The organism is uncultured Algibacter sp. (assembly GCF_947487575.1).
Lineage (GTDB): Bacteria > Bacteroidota > Bacteroidia > Flavobacteriales > Flavobacteriaceae > Algibacter_B.
This window is the reverse complement of the sequence record NZ_CANKXG010000004.1, coordinates 1-17,290: the sequence shown is the minus strand read 5'-3', so window position 1 is coordinate 17,290 and position 17,290 is coordinate 1. Positions and strand designations below refer to the sequence as shown.

The following is a 17,290-nucleotide window of genomic DNA, read 5'->3' as shown; positions in this document are numbered from 1 at the left end:
AAATTCTAACTAAAAAATACAACAAAAACAAAACATGAGTGTAACTGCGCAATCGGTATGGGATAATTGTCTAGGGTTTATAAAAGATAATATTCAACCGCAAGCATATAAGACTTGGTTTGAACCAATAAAAGCAGTTAAATTAACTGATACCGCTCTTAGTATTCAAGTGCCTAGCAAATTCTTTTACGAGTGGCTTGAAGAGCATTATGTTAAAATTCTTAAAGTTTCACTCACTAAAGAATTAGGGGAAACCGCCAGACTTGTTTACATTATAAAAATGGAAAACACGTATGGTAACAAGCAACCATTTACTGAAAAAATCCCAAGTGCTAATAGAGGTGCTTTAAAATCACAAGATGTTGATGTTCCTTTAAACAATAAGAGTCCTGAACTTAGAAATCCATTTGTTATTCCTGGTATTAGAAACGTAAAGATTGAATCTCAACTTAATCCCAACTATAGCTTTGAAAACTTCTTAGAAGGCGACTCTAATAGATTAGCACGAAGTGCAGGGTTAGCTGTTGCCAACAAACCTGGAGGTACATCTTTTAACCCGTTATTAATTTTTGGAGGTGTTGGTTTAGGAAAAACACATTTAGCACATGCTATTGGTGTTGACATTAAAGATAAATATCCAGAAAAAACAGTTTTATATATTTCCGCTGAGAAGTTTACGCAACAATATATTGATGCCGTAAAAAAGAATAATAGAAATGATTTTATTCATTTTTATCAAATTATTGATGTTCTTATTATTGACGATGTTCAATTCTTATCTGGAAAAACAGGAACACAAGATGTATTCTTTCATATATTCAATCATTTACACCAAAATGGTAAGCAAGTTATTTTAACCAGTGATAAAGCACCGGTTGATATGCAAGATATTGAACAACGTCTATTATCACGCTTTAAATGGGGATTATCTGCTGAATTACAAAATCCAGATTTTGAAACTCGTGTTTCAATTTTAAAAAATAAATTATATCGCGATGGTGTTGAAATGCCTGATGATATAATTGAATATGTTGCAAAAAACATTAAAACTAATGTTAGAGAGCTAGAAGGAGCAATTATATCATTGATTGCGCAATCGTCTTTCAATAAAAAAGAAATTACAATTGATTTAGCTCGAATTATAGTAGAGAAGTTTGTAAAGAACACAAAACGTGAAGTTTCTATAGATTACATTCAAAAAGTTGTATCTGACTATTTCCAAATGGATGTAGATACTTTACAATCTAAAACTAGAAAACGCCATATTGTACAAGCCCGTCAATTAGCTATGTTTTTTGCTAAAAAATTCACCAAAGCATCACTTGCTAGTATTGGTTCTCAAATAGGAAAACGTGACCATGCAACCGTTTTACATGCTTGCAAAACAGTTGACAATCTATCATCAACAGATAAACAATTTAAAAAATACGTTGACGATATCGGTAAAAAACTTTCTGTTTAAAATACATTCACATAATGACTAAAATTTTAATGGTTTGCTTAGGAAACATTTGTCGTTCTCCTCTAGCTGAAGGCATAATAAAATCTAAACTTTCAAATAATTTTATAGTTGATTCTGCTGGTACAGCAAATTATCATTCAGGAAGTGCTCCAGATAAACGTTCTATAGCTGTGGCAAGAAAACACGGTTTAGATATCTCAAATTTAAAAGGTCGCCAATTTAATGTTTTAGATTTTGATACTTTTGATTTCATTTACGTTATGGATGAATCTAATTTTCAAAACGTAATTAAGCTTGCTAGACATGAGGACGATATTGCTAAAGTGAAATTAATTTTGAATGAAGTACACCCAAACAAAAACCACGAAGTCCCAGACCCATACTACGGAGGAGATTATGGTTTCGAAAACGTCTACCAAATGTTAGATGAAGCTTGTGATATTATTGCAAAAAACTTACTATAAAATTACAGCTACAATATGAATAATAAAAAAGGTAAGCTTTATTTAATTCCAACTACATTAGGAGATAACAACCCATTAGACGTTTTGCCAATAACAGTAAAGCAAACTATTAATAATATAGATACTTTTATTGTTGAAAATGATAAAACAGCAAGGCGTTTTATAAAAAAAATTAGTCCAGAAAAATCACAGCCCTCTCTAAATATGTTTCATTTAAATAAATTTACAGATGAAACCGAATTACCATCGTTTTTATTTCCATGTCTAAATGGAACTGATGTTGGGTTATTGTCTGAAGCTGGATGTCCTGGCGTTGCAGATCCAGGTGCTGAAATTGTAAAGATTGCACATCAAAAAAGCATAAAAGTAATACCTTTAGTTGGCCCCTCATCTATTCTAATGGCCATTATGAGTTCTGGAATGAACGGACAAAGCTTCACATTTAACGGTTACCTTCCTATAGATAAGGGTGCGCGTAAAAATGAAATTAAAAGATTAGAGCGTCTTTCATTTGAGAAAAATCAATCACAAATTTTCATTGAAACACCATATAGAAACAATAAGATGTTAGAAGATTTATCATCAGTTTTAGAGAACAACACTGGTATTTGTGTAGCTTGTGATATTACCCTAAGTAGTGAGTTTATAAAAACGCAGTCGGCAAATCAATGGAAAAAAAATAAGGTAGATCTTCATAAAAGACCTACTATATTTATTATTCATAAAAGCTAAATAACTACAGAGCTTTAGCCTTTTTATTTCCTTTTATAAAAGACGTATCGTATCCAGAAAAACGCTTCATATAATTGTGTACTGTAGTACCATATCCATCAGCAAAGTTATCAAGACCGTAGCTTCTTAAGTATTTTTTAACACTTCCAGGGCCAGCAAGGTGTGCTGCTGCTAACATTCCAGATTCTGTTATTATAATTCCGTTAATTCGCTTTCCAACAAAATTCTTAATATCACGCCTTAATATCCATTTGTTACGAGCTGAATTAGCAATAAATGCTTTTTCTTGTAATTTTGGATTCTTTAAAAATTTTGTAGGATTATGAATTCCAATAAGTTTTAAAGTTTCAGACCCAAATTGATATTTACCTAAATAGCCATATGTATTTACTGAAGAATAATCGCCTCCAGACTCTTTAAAAGCTAGTGCTTCTTTAAAGCCAACAAATGATTTTCCTAAATAAGGTGAAAACTCAAAATCTGAGTCGGTTAGTGCAGAATGATTATCATTTACAGTTGCATCAATACTTACTGTGTAATTTAAAATCAAGCCTTCAGTAGAATACTTACTCAAATCAATTGTTTCTTTTGACTGAAACGAAGCATACAATAGTGTTAATATTGTAAGCGTAACAGATACGTAACTTGCAATATTTCTTACCATAATTTTAAATTTTTTCAGCATATTTTTAAATTAAATATGCCTTGAAATTTGAGCGTGCAAAATTAGTCTTTTTTTAAATAACTTCAAAATTAATCGTTTAAGTGTAATTTCTAATTGTAGAATAGATGAAATACAGCTCCATTTTTATTGAACTCAATGGTTGGAAATGGTATTTTTATCATATTAACAACATCAAAAATAGACTTTAACAATTTTGAATTTGTCCTAATTGCATTCAAATTTAAGTCAAAACTTAAATAGTACTGCCTATACCGTTGATTAGTTGTTAACACTTGATTGTCAACATCTTTTAAACCTGTCAGCATCCCTTCTGCACCAAAGCCTACGGCAACATTTAACCATTTAGGTATTTTACTTTCTTTAAAAAAGGCATGCAAATTAGCACTAAGCCAGTAGGTTTGCCCGTTATAGTCTTTCAAAATTTGCTCTAATAAGTTTTTACCAAGCTTATCTGGCCGCTGTTTTGCATATTTTGTTTGATGAAAAGAGTATTTTAAGGCAATTCGTTGTTCTTTCCATAACAATTCTTGCCCAATATAAAGACTTGACCCTGCACCATTTGCTAAAACATCACCCCATGAAAAGCCCCACTCTGAAGAATACCCGTCAAGAACTTCTACTGCTGTTAAAAATGCAAAACCTAATGTAGCTCCATATAATAATTGGTCGCGTTTACTTACTCCACTCCAATTTAAAAGTTGGGCTCCGTGCTTTCCAAGTTGATAAGAGGCAAAAACATGTCCCATTTTGTCCATTTGTAACCATTCATTATTATCATTTGTAGTATGAAAATTTGAACGTTTAAAATCAGCATACCACAGTTGATTTAAACCAACAAGCGTTATTGCTCCCAAAGAAACTTCAGAAATAACAACTGCATTTCTTCTTGGTTTATTAAGTGTATCACTGGGTGTTAAAAACGTATTTAGCTTAGATTGTTGAGCAATGGAAAACAGTGGTAATAAAAGAAAATAAGCAATATATTTTACACCAGAAAAATGCACTATTTATTGATCCCTTGAGATGATAAATAACGTTGATATTCTCTAGCATTTACATTATGCTGAGATAATGTTTTAGCAAATTTATGAAAACCAAAACGCTTCGTATCGGCAGCAAAATATAAGTATTTATGCTTTTCATAATTTAAAACTGCATTAATTGCTGAAATGTCTGGCATTGCAATAAGTCCTGGTGGTAATCCTCTATTTTTATAAGTATTATATGGCGACACAATATCTTTATGTACATTAAGCACACGTTTTATAACGGTGTTTTTATATTTAGGGAGTTTGTAAGCAGCAAACTTTAATGTTGGATCTGCTTGAAGTGGCATTCCAATTTTTAGTCTATTCATATAGACACCTGCTATTATTGGTTGTTCAGATGCTTGTTTTGACTCTTCGTAAACTATAGAGGCCAATGCAATAACTTGATCTTGAGACAAGCCATTATCATGCGCTTTTTTAATTTTTGCATCAGTCCAGAAACGGTTATATTCTTTTAACATACGCGATCTAAAAGATTTAGCAGAGGTATTCCAGAAAAACTCATAACTATTTGGAAGATACATACCCAACGCAGTTTCTTCTTTAAACTTGTTTTTAGTTAAAAAAGAAGCATTTTTCATGGCGTTTAAAAGAGAAATACTGTCAGCTTCTATTTCTTTTGAAACTCGTCCAGCTAATTTTTCTAAAGTGCTTTGATTATTAAAAGATACTTTAATTGGTAAATTTTTACTTCTAATAGAATTTATAATATCGTTATTGGTCATTCCCTTTTTTATCGCAAAACGACCAGCTTTTATATTAGTTGTATATTTTTTCTGTTCAGCTAAATCATCAAAAGAGTCAATATCATTAAGCAAAGGCTTAAGTTGGTTTCTAACTTGGTCGTAGCTAGCTTTAGTTGGTACAAAAATATAGGCGACTTCGTTATTAAAAGTAGTATTGGGTTTCAACATAGCTTTATAAACAAAATTCGCAAAAAATGCGGCCACTATAAGACCAATGACCAAAATCGTTAAGAGTATCTTTTTTATGTACATTTAATTATTAATAAGCTGATATAAATATTCGTTTTTATAAGAACCATTTACATAGTTCCATTCTTTTTTTAATCCAATTTTTTTAAATCCTTGATTTGAAAACAATTTAATACTGGCAGCATTTTCCTCTGAAATATTACAATATAATTGATGCAAATCTAAATGTATAAAACTATAATCGATTAGTAATTTTAAAGCCTCTCGCCCATAACCCTTTAATCTATCATTAGGTTCTTTAACCAAAATACCAACTCCTGCTCTTCTGTTTTTAAAATCAAAATCGAATAAATCAATCATACCCAAAGCGCTATTATCATAACTTGAAATAACCAGTCGTAATTGTTTCACTTCGAAAATATCTTTGTGAGCATGTTCCAAATATTGTTTGATTAAAAATTTAGAATATGGTGTTTGGGTATTACTAATTCCCCAAATAGATTCGTCGTTTTCAATAGTATGAATAAACTCTAAATCCTCTGGTTCTAAGGCACGTAAAAATATGTTTTTGCCTTTTAGCGTTATCATATACTTCCTTTAAATACAAGTGTTGCAGGGCCAATTAGCCATACATTTTTATAGATCCCATTTTCAACATCAAAACATACTTCTAGTTTTCCGCCTTCAACATTTAAAGTAACTTGATTTTTATCTGTTTCGCCTAAATGATGCATTGCTATAGCTACTGCTGTAACACCGGTACCACATGATAGGGTTTCATTTTCTACGCCTCGTTCGTAAGTTCTAACTCTAAAGGTTGTATTTGATGCTTTCTTTACGAAATTCACATTACTACCAGCGTTATAATAAGGTGCTCCATAACGAATATTAGCGCCTTTTGATTTAATATCGAACTTTTCAATATCGTTTTCAAATTGTACATGGTGTGGCGAACCTGTGTTTAAAAAAACATGATTTTTATAAGTTTCAACAGTATCAACATCTAACATTTGAAGCTTAACTATATCGCCGTCTATACTAGCATGGTGCAAACCATCTATAGCTTCGAAAGCAGCTTTATTTGTAATGACGCCTAACTGTTTTGCGAATGCCACAAGACAGCGTCCCCCATTACCACACATAGAACTTTCATTACCATCTGCGTTGTAGTATACCATTTTAAAATCATATTCAGGATGATTTTCTAATAGAATTAAACCATCTGCACCTATGCCAAAACGTCGGTCGCATAAAAATGCAATATGTTTGGTATTATTTTTGTCGAAAGTTTGTTGACGATTATCAATCATCACAAAATCGTTTCCTGTGCCTTGGTATTTGTAAAAGGTGTGCTGCATAATATGTTGCAAAGATAAAGAAGTGATTTAAATTTTTTGATTCTTAGCGATAATTTTGGCAGGTAGAAAAAAGCTTACTTTTTTTGCAGATGTTTACAACGAAGTGCGTTAGGGATTGCAGAGGAAAGCCCACAGAGAGGCACGAGCGAGGACTTGTAACGAAACATTTATGTTCATGAATTCAAAAATTTGAAATAGAAATCCATGAATAAAAGCCCGACCCTTGCGGTAACGCCCAAATTGTTAATGATACAAGGATTGTTAAATAGTCGTTAAAGTTGAATTTTTGATTCAATAAATATTTAATTTTAATCGTTAATAGATTCCCGTTTACACGGGAATGACAAATTCAAAGGAAACCTTAAGTATAAATACTTAAGGAATTATTTTAAACTTAAACTGAAAATTATGAAAAAGATTTTGACATTAGTATTGGTTTCGGCTTTAGGCGGTATTTTTACATTAGGAACCTACAAACTATTTTTAGAGGAAGATAAACCTATTTTGGTGGCGGCTGAAAGCGCAAACGCATCATTTTTGCCCACCAGCAATATGAATACTCTATTTAAGGCTGAAAACACCATAGATTTTACTATTGCAGCTGAAAACACCGTTAATGCAGTTGTACACGTTAAAAATGTAACACTAAGTTCAGGTCAATATTCGCTGCAAGATTTGTTTTCTGGAAGGAGCTCTGAGCGTGCACAAATGGGTACTGGATCTGGTGTGATTATTAATGCTGATGGATATATCATAACCAATAACCATGTTATTAAAAATGCGCATGAGTTATCTGTTACTTTAAATAACAATAAAACTTATGTTGCTGAATTAATTGGCACTGATGAAAAAACGGATATTGCGCTTTTAAAAATTGAAGCTAATGAGGACTTACCGTTTGTAACTTTTGCAGATTCTGACAATGCTAAAATTGGCGAATGGGTTTTGGCTGTTGGGAATCCTTTTAACTTAACATCGACCGTTACTGCTGGTATTATAAGTGCAAAATCCAGAGATTTATCGGGTACTAGCAGACAATCTTTTATACAAACTGATGCGGCTGTAAACCCAGGGAATTCTGGTGGTGCGTTAGTTAATACTAATGGTGAATTGGTTGGTATTAATACCGCAATAACATCACAAACAGGCTCTTATGTAGGGTATTCTTTTGCTGTACCTAGCAATATTGCTAGAAAAGTAATTGAGGATATTATGGAGTATGGCAATGTGCAAAATGGCATTTTAGGAATTCAAGGAGGTGCTCTTAATAGTATTATGGCTAAAAAAATTGGAATTTCTGATACAGAAGGTGTTTATATTGATAGTGTTGTTGAAGATTCTGGAGCTGAAAAAGCGGGTGTTAAAAAAGGTGATATTATTAAAGAAATAGACAATATTAAAGTTTCTAAATTTTCTGATTTAACAGGTCATTTAAGCGCTAAGCGTCCTAATGATATTGTTAATTTAAAAGTTTCGAGAGATGGTGACATTAAAAATATACCTGTTAAACTTGCCAAAAATAACACATTTACTATGCCTTTAGTAGGCAGAATAAAAAATGCAAAACCTTCTGAACTTAAGAAATATAATGTAACGTATGGCGTTATGATTACAGAGCTGAATTCGAAATATGCCGATTATTGGAAAAAGAACGGAATTCATGAAGGCTGTATTATTACTTCAATTAATGATTTGAAAGTTAAAAATATAAATGATGTACAAGAAGCTTTGAAAAATAAGTCGAATTATGAAGCGTTGCGCTTAGAACTTATAAATAAAAATGGTGATTTAGAGCGTTATAATTTTAGATAAACAATACGTTTTATTATTAAATTAACCCTTCAAAATATATAATTTTTGAAGGGTTATTTTTTTATTAAAATAGCTTACGAAAACGTTTGAAATATGGTACTTTTGTTAAAATTTAACAACTAAACTATTTTAAGCAATGGGTTCTAACAAAACTTATGAAAAAGAATTAGCCTTTCAAGCCGACCGTAGAAAAGCGACAGTTGAATTTATTAAAACTGTAAGTGATTTATGGTATGATAAATCTATCGAATTGGTTTTATTTAGAAACCAGTTAATTGATAGAAATGTGAGCCAAATTTTAAATTTACACGACTATGCAGGCAAATTTGTTCAAAAACCAATTTCAATTTTTGACTCTGTAGAAATAGCTCAAGCAATAAAAACGCTTAATGTACCTCCGGCAAAATTAGATATTGGAAAGCTTACTTATGAGTATCACTTAGATGACAACAAACATAATAATGCAAAAGCTTTTGTAGCATCTAAACTCAGAGACGCTAGTAAAAATGGGAATATAGAACCAAAAGACGTTGTGCTTTATGGTTTTGGCAGAATTGGACGATTAGTAGCCAGAGAGATTATGGTAAGAACTGGAAAAGGCAGCCAATTACGGTTAAGAGCCATTGTTACAAGAGGTACTATTGATACTCAAATATTAGAAAAAAGAGCTTCATTACTTAGAAATGATTCTGTACATGGCGATTTTCCAGGTACAGTTTCTATTGATACAAAAAACAATGCATTGATTATAAATGGTACTACAGTTCATATTATTTCCGCTAATTCTCCTGAGGAGATTGATTATACAAAATTCAATATAAATAACGCCTTAGTTATAGATAATACTGGTGCTTTTAGAGACAAAGCTACGTTAAGTAAACACTTAAAATCTAAAGGTGTAGATAAGGTTTTACTAACAGCCCCTGGAAAAGAAATTCCAAATATTGTATATGGTGTAAACCATAGAGAGCATAGTCCAGATAAGGTAGATATTTTTTCTGCAGCCTCTTGTACAACAAATGCTATTACACCAGTTTTAAAAGCTATGGAAGATTCTTTTGGTGTAGAAAGCGGCCACTTAGAAACGATTCATGCTTATACAAACGACCAAAATTTAGTTGATAATTTCCATAAAAAATACCGCCGAGGTAGAGCCGCTGGTTTAAATATGGTAATCACAGAAACTGGAGCTGGAAGTGCAGTTTCAAAAGCATTACCAAGTTTGGATGGCAAGCTAACATCAAACGCTATTCGTGTGCCTGTGCCAAACGGATCTTTGGCTATTCTTAACTTAGAATTAAAAAACAAAACATCACTTAATGGTGTAAATACTATTTTAAAGAAATATGCTCTAGAAGGTGACTTGGTCGAGCAAATAAAATATGAATTGAGTGATGAGTTGGTATCTAGTGATATTGTTGGAAGTTCGGCTCCTTCAATTTACGATAGCAAGGCTACTATAGTACGTAAAGATGGAAAAAACATCCTGCTCTATATCTGGTACGATAATGAATATGGTTATAGCCACCAAGTTATAAGGTTAGCAAAATACATCGCCAAAGTTAGACGTTATACCTACTATTAAAAAATAAATTTATATTCAAAATCTATTTTTTAATTTGAATCGTATATAAATTAGCCTCATAATAATGAGGCTTTTTTATGATTTATAATCAATTAATAAACAATATTTTATAAATTCGCAAACCAAATAAAACCAAAAAACTCATTTAGAATGAATCCTATAAAACCCATAATTTTAATAGTCGTTACATGCTTATTTAGCTTAACTTCATTATCTCAATCAAAACAGGATAGCGATCAATTGTCTTTATACAAAGGCACTATTGATAATCAATTCGAATATATTCTTAAAAAGTCTGGTAATTTTAAAGGTACTAATGGGCAAGCTTATGAGGCCGTAAAGCGTAGCATGTTTCTAGCTTTAAGAGCGCATACTTTAGACTCGTTAAAAACCGTACATAAAAATTTAGCAGAAACGCAAGCAGTAGTTAAAACTCAGGCTAAGGAAATTTCAGATTTAAAAACAAATCTTTCAAATACCCAAACTAATTTAGACACCACTAATGCTGAAAAAAACAATATGGCGTTGTTTGGTATGCAAATGAGTAAAACCAGCTACAACGTGCTTATGTGGTCTATTATTGCAGGGTTATTGGCACTACTTATCTTCTTTATCTATAAATATAAAAATAGTAATGCTATTACTAGAAAAGCCAATCATAATTTAGCTGAAATTGAAGAAGAATTTAACGAACACCGCAAAACAGCTTTAGAACGTGAGCAAAAAGTGAGACGCCAATTACAAGACGAAATTAATAAGCAGAAGAAAGGGTAGAAAAACTGCCGATTTTTCATTAGTCTGACAGTTTAAATTTTGGAATATTTTTTGCTTTACTTTTTAAATAAATATTTTTTATAGTTTAATTTTTAAAAATCTTAGATTATGGAGAAAAAACCCGCTAAAGTAAAGCTAATAGGAAAAGAAAAGCAGTATTACTTAATTAAATTTCCAAATTTAAAAGTTCCCGTAAAAGTTAATCAAAACTTATACACCAAAATGAAACAAAGTCAGGATTATGTGTTTTCTAATTCAGATTATGAAGTGTTTAATTCACATTCTGCTTAAACTAAAAATTAATTAAAGGTTGAATTTTAAAATTCAGCCTTTTTACTTTTAGGATATTTAAATATGAAACCTATATATCTGCTGAATGATTTATATATAGATGCTAATTAACTGAATAAAAGTATTGGTACTCCTTTAATTAATAAAGCTAAAACACTTTGCTGAGATAAAAATTATTAAGGACTTATTATTCAAACTGTAAACACAAATCTAGTGCAACATTTATAAACGTGAATGCTTTGTTTTGGATACCGATTTATCGTTTTTTGAAAGTGTGAATAAGCTTAACTTTATCAGAAAAATTAGCTACCTTCGTTTGACGTCAGATATAAAACATTGAAACGATTTCATATCCGCCTAGTTAAACGAAATCCCAATAAAAAGCAATCTTTTTATTTTGCTTTCTTTTTATATTTATCCATCAGGAAAACAGGATTAAATATCCTAATTTCCCTATCCTGAAAATGAAAAGCAGCGCTGTTATTACAACTTATTTTTTTTGTTTTAAAATGTTAAGTGAAATAAATTTCGCTTAACATTTTAAAACAAAAAAAGTTTGCATTCTCATGCAAACTTTTCGAGTTAAGTGGGGAGAGCAGGATTCGAACCTGCGAAGACGTAGTCAGCAGATTTACAGTCTGCCCTCGTTGGCCGCTTGAGTATCTCCCCAAAACTGACTGCAAATATATTATTGTTATTGTTTATTTTCAAATAAAAGTGGTTTGATTTTTGTATTTTTCAAACTGCAATGAAATATACTTTTTACATCGTACTTTTTTTTTCGGTTTCAATATTTGCTCAAGAATCTATTGAAACAAAATTTATTAAAAAATTTAACTTAAACGCTGACACTCTGGTTTCTGTTGATGATTTTGGCACTTCTTATTACTTAAAAAACAATGTTATTTACAAAAAAACTAATGATAACTCAATAACCTATAGCAATTTACAGTTAGGAACCTTATATTCTGCAAATACTTTTAATCCCTTAAAAATTAATTTATTCTATAAAGATTTTAATACGGTAATTATACTAGACAATCGGTTAGCTGAAATATTCAAAATAGACTTTAACACACTTTCGTCATATAAAAACGTTTCGCATATCTCTACCGGACATGATAATACTATTTGGATATTTAATCAAGACATACAAAAATTAGAATTATTTGATTACAAAACCAGAACTACACGTGCCCAAACTGTACCTGTACAAAGTACTGTACTAGACTTAAAAAGCAATTATAACTTTTGTTGGTTACTCACAGAAAAATATTTATACACATATAATTATTTTGGTAGCCTATTAAAAAAGGTTAAAAATTCAGGTTTTACAACATTGGTAGAAAGTAATGAAAACATCATCTTAAAAAAAGCAAACTCTTTATTCTACATAAAAAAAGAAAGTTATAAAATAACACCAATAACAACATCCAATTTGTTAATAAATCAGTTTTTTGTAACCAATGAAACCTTGTATATTTACAACAATAAAATCTTACAACAATTTCAACTAAAAATCAATTAACACTATGCATATTGCTATTGCCGGAAATATTGGCGCTGGAAAAACAACCCTCACAAAATTATTAGCTAAGCACTATAATTGGGAAGCGCAATTAGAAGATGTAGTAGACAATCCATATTTAGATGATTTTTATACCCAAATGGAACGTTGGAGTTTTAATTTACAAGTTTACTTTTTAAACAGTAGATTTCGTCAAGTGTTACAAATTCGTCAAAGCGGAAAAGATATTATTCAAGATAGAACCATTTATGAGGATGCTCATATTTTTGCACCCAACTTGCATGCCATGGGTTTAATGCCAAATCGTGATTTTGAAAACTATAAATCGCTTTTTGATTTAATGGAATCTTTAGTGCAAGGTCCAGACGTTTTAATTTATTTACGTAGCTCCATTCCTAATTTAGTAGCTCAAATTCATAAACGTGGCCGTGACTATGAAAACTCAATAAGTATAGATTATTTAAGTAGACTAAACGAGCGTTACGAAGCTTGGATTCATGGTTATGACAAAGGAAAACTATTAATTATAGATGTTGATAATTTAAACTTTGTGGATAATCCTGAGGATTTAGGTGATGTTATAAATACTATTGACGCTGAAATAAACGGGTTATTTTAATTTTTTTTGGGCGTTACCACAAGGGTCGGGCTTTTATTCATGGATTTCTATTTCAAATTTTTGAATTCATGAACATAAATGTTTCGTTTCAAGTCCTCGCTTCTGCGCTAAGGCTTCAAAGCTGTGGGCTTTTCTCTGCAATCCCTAACGCACCTAACAGCAAACTACAAAGGCTAAAACCTAAATCTGGTAGTATATTTGCCATCAAAGCACAAAACCATTTTCTTTAGCATGCTCAATAGCTTGTTCGCTATTTTCAACCAATAATACAGGTGTTGTATTATAACCATCATATAAAGCAGAAACACGAAGCATTTTCTTTTTATGATTTACGCTTCTTAAATATATAGCCAAAATTCTATCAGGATAAGATTCAGCAATTTCCATATAAATATCTGGGTCATGTTCCCCGCTATCTCCAATTAAAATAAATTTAAGCGTTGGATACGTTTTTAAAATATTGATAATCTCTTTATGCTTTTCTGGTTTTTCATCTTGGCTTTTTTTGGGAAAATATTTAGGGAAACTTCTTAGCACTATTGGTCCTTTCGGGAAATTATTCTTATTTAAAAAAAACTCTAAATAACGATATAAATTCCAAGGGCTATGACTTACATAAAATATTGGGTTGGTCTCCAACCCAGTTTTACCCTTATGCAGCAAATGATAAAACTCTGGAGCACCTTCTAAGGGTAAACGCTTACCTGCTGGTGTAAGAAGCGTGTTTATTAAAACGCGCCATTTTAAAACAGATGTTAAACCAGTTTGTAAAATGGTATCATCAATATCACTAATAACTCCAAAAGATGCTTTTTTTGAAGGAATAAGCATTTCTCCAGGAAATCTGTTTTGTGATTGTATTATTCTTTTTAATTGTTCTTTTTGATATGAGAATTCTAAATTCACCCAACCATCTACATTTGTGTAGTCGCTTAAATTTTCAACCTTTTCATCTAATATAAAATAACCTCTATTATCAGTCTTGGTATAATAGAATCGATTATCCCCTATTTTAACACGAAGTTCGGTGTTTTTAATCTCATCAGTTTCAAAACGTTTCCAAGCATTAACAAGGAGTTTAAAAACCCCTTGTTGTTCAAGGTTAATACTTTCATCTTCAATTGCTCTTCCTCTTAAGTATAAATGATTAGAAGTTCCATAGGTTTGAAAAGCAATAATTTGAAGCGGATCTTTTTTAAACATAAGTGTTTTTCAATTCCTTATAAAAATACAAAAACCACGTTTAACAACGTGGTTTTTGTATTTTTATAAGGAAAACTAAATAGACTATTTAACTACCTCTTTTTCAATATCTTTTACTATATTTTTAGCTTCAACTATAATATCATTTCCTTTTTCTTTTAAAGCACTAATACTTGCCTTAACTTCAGCTTCTGTTCCTTCAAAATTTTCATAGCTAGTAGATGATTCTCCGTTTTTAGTGGTTACCGTAGTAACAACTGCTTGAGTTGTACCATCATCCGTTTTAGTCATTTTAACTTTAACTTCTTTAGTAACTTCAATTTGTTCTGAAGCATTTATATTATCTGCATAGGCAGTAACTCCTGTTGGAGACATTGCTATACTTGGTGCAATTACCAAAGCTACCACAGACATTAATTTCAATAAGATATTTAAAGAAGGCCCTGAAGTATCTTTAAAAGGATCACCAACAGTATCACCAACAACAGCTGCCTTATGAGAATCTGTTCCTTTTTTACCTTGCTCTTCTATAGTTTTCTTTGCATTATCCCAAGCACCACCTGCATTAGATTGGAAGATAGCCATAAGCACACCACAAGTTGTTACACCTGCAAGAAGCCCTCCTAACATTTCAGCGCCACCTAAAAAACCAATAGCTACAGGTACAGCAATAGCTAACAAACCTGGTAATACCATTTCTTTTATAGATGCTTTAGTTGAAATATCAATACATTTACCGTAATCTGCAACACCATCAGCAGCATCAAAAATAGCTCTTTGCTCTTTTGTAGCTTTAGTCATATCAGAATCAACAGCTCGCATAACTTCTAGAGCAGCTTTTAATTTTGGAATATCTCTAAACTGACGACGAACTTCTTCAATCATTGCCATAGCCGCACGGCCAACAGCATTCATTGATAACGCAGAGAATACAAATGGCAACATGCCACCAACTAATAACCCTGCCATAATTTTAGGCTCAGAGACATCAATTGCAGTAACACCTGCAGTTTTCATAAAAGCAGCAAATAATGCTAAAGCAGTTAAAGCCGCAGAAGCAATAGCAAAACCTTTACCTACTGCTGCAGTTGTATTACCAACAGCATCTAATTTATCAGTACGTTCTCTAACTTCACTTGGTAATTCTGCCATTTCAGCAATACCACCTGCATTATCACAAATTGGCCCGTAAGCATCAACAGCTAATTGAATACCTGTATTTGCTAACATTCCTACCGCAGCTATAGCTATACCATATAACCCAGCAAAATGATGTGAAATCATAATAGCAGCAGCAATTAAAAGAATAGGAATCATTGTAGACATCATACCAACACCTAAACCAGCAATAATATTGGTAGCTGCTCCAGTTTCAGATTGCTCAACAATAGACATTACAGGCTTTTTACCTGTAGCTGTATAATACTCGGTTATTTTACCAACACCTAAACCAGCTACCAAACCAGCTATTGTTGCCCAAAATACACCCATTGCTCCAAAAGGTAAACCTTCAACAGATTCAGGAATTAAAGCATTAATTATAAAATAAGAAGCTATAACCATTAAACCTGCAGAACCAAATTCACCAATGTTTAAAGCTGTTTGTGGATTTCCACCATCTTTTACTTTCACAAAAAATGTGCCTAAAATAGACATTACAATACCTACAGCTCCAAGAACTAAAGGTAAATAAACTGCGCCTAAACCGCTAAAATCTGGTGTTAGAATAAAAGCACCCAATACCATCGTTCCTATAATAGAACCTACATAAGATTCAAATAAATCTGCTCCCATACCAGCAACATCACCAACATTATCACCAACATTATCTGCAATAGTTGCAGGGTTTAATGGATGGTCTTCTGGAATACCAGCTTCTACCTTACCAACTAAATCAGCACCAACATCAGCCGCCTTTGTATAAATACCACCACCAACTCTAGCAAATAATGCAATTGATGAAGCTCCTAAAGAAAATCCAGAAAGCACATTTAATACCATACTTAAATTTTCACCTCCAGGCCACATGGATTGATAGATCACAAATAAACCACTCAATCCTAAGATACCAAGACCTACAACGCCTAAACCCATTACAGCTCCTCCTGCAAATGCTACTTCTAATGCACGTCCTAATGATGTTCTTGCAGCTTCTGTAGTTCTAACATTAGCTTTTGTTGCAACTTTCATCCCAATAAATCCTGCTAAGGCAGAACAAATAGCTCCAATAATAAATGATACTGCTACCATTCCGTTAGATCCTATTTCATTTGTCCCCTTAAAGAAAAGTAAGACCGCTACGGCTGCTACAAAAATTGCTAAAACCTTGTATTCAGCTTTTAAGAATGCCATGGCACCATCAGCTATATTCTTAGCAATACGTGACATTTTTTCATTACCAACGTCCTGTTTCGAAACCCATCCGCTCTTTAGAAAAACGAAAATTAAAGCTACAACACCAAAAACCGGTAAAAATTTTACTATTAATTCCATATTAATTAGTCAGTTTTAAATTAATTATTTTTTCATTTGGACGAAAATATGAAAATATAAGTGATAAAAAAAGCCTATATAAATTAAAGATTATATATTTATTAGACCCTTAAATTATTATATTATTAATACTATGACATCTGTTAGTTTTTTTTAAGTCTACCATTGAAATTTAATATTATAATAAAGTATTTAATTGATTAATGTAATATCGAAATCAAATATTGTCTAGTCCTAAATAGTCGATACAGATTATTAAAGGATTAAATTTATTAATTAAAACTGAACAATCATATGATT

16 protein-coding genes and 1 tRNA gene are annotated in these 17,290 nt (G+C 31.7%); 9 read left to right on the top strand and 8 right to left on the bottom strand.

The genetic code is table 11. The annotated features are described in order from the left end of the window. Positions 1–34 precede the first annotated feature (34 nt). Genes dnaA through Q0870_RS04970 form a run of 3 tightly spaced genes read left to right on the top strand, consistent with a single transcriptional unit; the run spans position 35 to position 2,658 of the window. The gene (gene dnaA / locus Q0870_RS04980) at positions 35–1,462 is read left to right on the top strand and encodes a chromosomal replication initiator protein DnaA (RefSeq protein ID WP_298551725.1); all 1,428 of its coding nucleotides are present in this window, start codon (positions 35–37) and stop codon (positions 1,460–1,462) included. Between the two features lie 14 nt (positions 1,463–1,476). After that, positions 1,477–1,926 carry a low molecular weight protein-tyrosine-phosphatase gene (locus Q0870_RS04975; protein ID WP_298551720.1) on the top strand — a complete coding sequence of 150 codons (450 nt, stop codon included), beginning with the start codon at positions 1,477–1,479 and terminating at the stop codon, positions 1,924–1,926. A gap of 15 nt (positions 1,927–1,941) precedes the next feature. Then, positions 1,942–2,658, top strand: coding sequence for an SAM-dependent methyltransferase (locus Q0870_RS04970; RefSeq protein WP_298551717.1), 717 nt, complete (start codon positions 1,942–1,944; stop codon positions 2,656–2,658). 4 nt (positions 2,659–2,662) lie between these two features. Here Q0870_RS04970 and Q0870_RS04965 read toward each other — a convergent pair whose 3' ends face one another. From Q0870_RS04965 to dapF, 5 genes are all read right to left on the bottom strand, one after another. After that, positions 2,663–3,322: a peptidoglycan-binding protein LysM gene (locus tag Q0870_RS04965; protein ID WP_298553442.1), complete on the bottom strand. Its 660-nt coding sequence runs from the start codon at positions 3,320–3,322 to the stop codon at positions 2,663–2,665. A 110-nt stretch (positions 3,323–3,432) separates the two neighbouring features. Further along, the gene (locus Q0870_RS04960) at positions 3,433–4,347 is read right to left on the bottom strand and encodes a DUF2279 domain-containing protein (RefSeq protein ID WP_298551715.1); all 915 of its coding nucleotides are present in this window, start codon (positions 4,345–4,347) and stop codon (positions 3,433–3,435) included. After that, positions 4,347–5,390 carry an endolytic transglycosylase MltG gene (gene mltG / locus Q0870_RS04955; RefSeq protein ID WP_298551713.1) on the bottom strand — a complete coding sequence of 348 codons (1,044 nt, stop codon included), beginning with the start codon at positions 5,388–5,390 and terminating at the stop codon, positions 4,347–4,349. The genes Q0870_RS04960 and mltG overlap by 1 nt, the downstream gene beginning before the upstream one ends. Next, positions 5,391–5,915, bottom strand: a complete 525-nt coding sequence (locus Q0870_RS04950; RefSeq protein ID WP_298551711.1) for a GNAT family protein — start codon at positions 5,913–5,915, stop codon at positions 5,391–5,393. Beyond that, the gene (gene dapF, locus Q0870_RS04945) at positions 5,912–6,685 is read right to left on the bottom strand and encodes a diaminopimelate epimerase (RefSeq protein ID WP_298551709.1); all 774 of its coding nucleotides are present in this window, start codon (positions 6,683–6,685) and stop codon (positions 5,912–5,914) included. The genes Q0870_RS04950 and dapF overlap by 4 nt, the downstream gene beginning before the upstream one ends. 408 nt (positions 6,686–7,093) lie before the next feature. On the opposite strand from dapF, the gene Q0870_RS04940 reads away from it, so the two are divergent. From Q0870_RS04940 to Q0870_RS04925, 4 genes are all read left to right on the top strand, one after another. Beyond that, entirely contained in the window at positions 7,094–8,497 is a 1,404-nt protein-coding gene (locus tag Q0870_RS04940) for a trypsin-like peptidase domain-containing protein (protein WP_298551708.1), read from the top strand. 136 nt (positions 8,498–8,633) lie between these two features. After that, a complete protein-coding gene (locus Q0870_RS04935) occupies positions 8,634–10,082 on the top strand; it encodes a glyceraldehyde-3-phosphate dehydrogenase (RefSeq protein WP_298551707.1) in 1,449 nt (482 codons plus the stop codon). A gap of 150 nt (positions 10,083–10,232) precedes the next feature. Next, a complete protein-coding gene (locus Q0870_RS04930; RefSeq protein ID WP_298551706.1) occupies positions 10,233–10,856 on the top strand; it encodes a tRNA (guanine-N1)-methyltransferase in 624 nt (207 codons plus the stop codon). A 108-nt stretch (positions 10,857–10,964) separates the two neighbouring features. Then, positions 10,965–11,147 (top strand): hypothetical protein, encoded by a 183-nt coding sequence (locus tag Q0870_RS04925; RefSeq protein ID WP_298551704.1) that lies wholly within the window; start codon positions 10,965–10,967, stop codon positions 11,145–11,147. A gap of 587 nt (positions 11,148–11,734) precedes the next feature. Here the strand turns inward: Q0870_RS04925 and Q0870_RS04920 are convergent. Next, positions 11,735–11,816 (bottom strand) — tRNA-Tyr (locus Q0870_RS04920). A gap of 79 nt (positions 11,817–11,895) precedes the next feature. Here Q0870_RS04920 and Q0870_RS04915 point away from each other — a divergent pair. Both Q0870_RS04915 and Q0870_RS04910 read left to right on the top strand, forming a co-directional pair. Then, positions 11,896–12,675, top strand: a complete 780-nt coding sequence (locus Q0870_RS04915; RefSeq protein WP_298551702.1) for a hypothetical protein — start codon at positions 11,896–11,898, stop codon at positions 12,673–12,675. 4 nt (positions 12,676–12,679) lie between these two features. Next, positions 12,680–13,294, top strand: a complete 615-nt coding sequence (locus tag Q0870_RS04910; protein ID WP_298551700.1) for a deoxynucleoside kinase — start codon at positions 12,680–12,682, stop codon at positions 13,292–13,294. 204 nt (positions 13,295–13,498) lie between these two features. Here Q0870_RS04910 and Q0870_RS04905 read toward each other — a convergent pair whose 3' ends face one another. Together Q0870_RS04905 and Q0870_RS04900 are read right to left on the bottom strand one after the other, a co-directional pair. After that, entirely contained in the window at positions 13,499–14,497 is a 999-nt protein-coding gene (locus Q0870_RS04905; RefSeq protein ID WP_298551699.1) for a phosphatase domain-containing protein, read from the bottom strand. 84 nt (positions 14,498–14,581) lie between these two features. After that, the gene (locus tag Q0870_RS04900; protein WP_298551698.1) at positions 14,582–16,990 is read right to left on the bottom strand and encodes a sodium-translocating pyrophosphatase; all 2,409 of its coding nucleotides are present in this window, start codon (positions 16,988–16,990) and stop codon (positions 14,582–14,584) included. Between the last annotated feature and the right edge of the window lie 300 nt (positions 16,991–17,290).